This is a genomic window from Corynebacterium macclintockiae (genome assembly GCF_027570165.1).
In the GTDB taxonomy this organism is placed as follows: Bacteria; Actinomycetota; Actinomycetes; order Mycobacteriales; family Mycobacteriaceae; genus Corynebacterium; species Corynebacterium macclintockiae.
Map to the genome: position 1 here is coordinate 1 of NZ_JAKMUV010000023.1, position 1472 is coordinate 1472.

1 protein-coding gene is annotated in these 1472 nt (G+C 55.3%); it reads right to left on the bottom strand.

Annotated features, from left to right (window positions below; genetic code table 11):
* Positions 1 to 133: 133 nt before the first annotated feature.
* A protein-coding gene (locus L8U58_RS10085; protein WP_269955267.1) for an IS3 family transposase occupies positions 134 to 1350 on the bottom strand; the annotation gives its coding sequence in 2 pieces (ribosomal slippage) (positions 134 to 1089 and positions 1089 to 1350; 1218 coding nt in all).
* Positions 1351 to 1472 lie beyond the last annotated feature (122 nt).

Genomic DNA, 1472 nt, shown 5'->3' on the forward strand with positions numbered 1-1472 from the left:
TTGCACCCTGTTGCGGGTAGCTTTACGCAGTTCATTGTTGAATGATTCAATCGAGTTCGTCGTATAGATAACCTTTCTGGCCGCTGGTGGGGTTGCCCGCAAATCGTGGACACGTAGTGGAGCTACCTAGTAGTTAGGCAGCTATTTCTTTTCTGTTGATGGTTGAACCGGTGTGGTTCTCGAAGTCGACGGGGCTGACCATCCCGAGGGCGGAGTGCCGACGCTGACGGTTGTAGACGACTTCAATCCAGTAGGCAACGGCCTTGCGCGCGGCATCACGGGTCGCCCAGCGCTTGCGGTCGTAAAACTCGGTTTTAAGCGTCGACCAGAACGACTCGGCCATCGCGTTATCGAAGCACACACCAGTACGCCCCACGGACTGAGCAATGCCCAGGCTGCGGCACACCTCCCAGAGCTTCTCGCTGGTGAATTGGGTTCCGCGGTCAGCGTGAAACACCAGTCCTTCAGCAACGTCACCGCGCAGCGTATGCGCCATCCGCAGAGCCCGCTCGACCAGGCGTGTGTCTTGAACGCTATCCATAGCCCAGCCCAGTACCCTGCGGGAATGGCCGTCGCGGACCGCGCACAAGTACAACCATCCTTCACCGGTGCGCAGATAGGTAATATCCGACATCCACACTCGGTTAAGCTCACCGGTATCAAACATGCGTTTAACCAGGTCAGGAAGCGTGGATTTACGCTTGGCTTGGATCGTTGTCACTGGAACGAAAGCACGCGGTGAAATCCCTTCAATGCCCATCATGCGCATCCGCTTCGCCACAGTCTTGCGATTCAATGTGATCTGGTAGCGCTCAGCGAGCTCTGCGGTGATCCGCGGAGCACCATAAACCTCATCGGAGTCTTTCCAAATCTGATGAATCTTTCGGTCAACGCCATCGTAAAATGCAGCACGATCATTTTCGCCGGATAGTCGTTTCTGCTGCGCATGGGCCCATTTGTAGTATCCAGACCGAGATACTTTTAATAGTCGTGCCATGCGTTTGATGCTGTAGTTCGCCTTCTCCTGCTGCATTAGTTCGAACTTTTCTGCTCGCGTTGCTTCGCGGCGAAGAAGGCTGTCGCTTTTGACAAAAACTCGTTATCCATCTTGGCTTCAGCCAACTCACGGCGCAGGCGAGCATTCTCAGCACGAAGATCAGCCTCACTCATCCCATCCGAGGCTCCTCGGCGTTCACGCTCGAGTTTGACCCAGCGGCCTAAAAGCCCGGCGGAAACACCGATCTCCTTAGCCACATGAGCGATCGGCCGCTCCGATTCGATTACCAGGTTCGCAGCTTCACGCCGGTACTCCGGCGTGTACTTCTTGCGCTGTTGACTCACAATGAACATCCTCTCCCACGGACACAAGATCCGTACAAGTAGGGTGTCCACTAAACGAGGGTAACCTCACTGGTGGGAACTGCAGAAACGGTACGAAACGCTGCCATGCATCTCGCCAGACCTTGACTGAG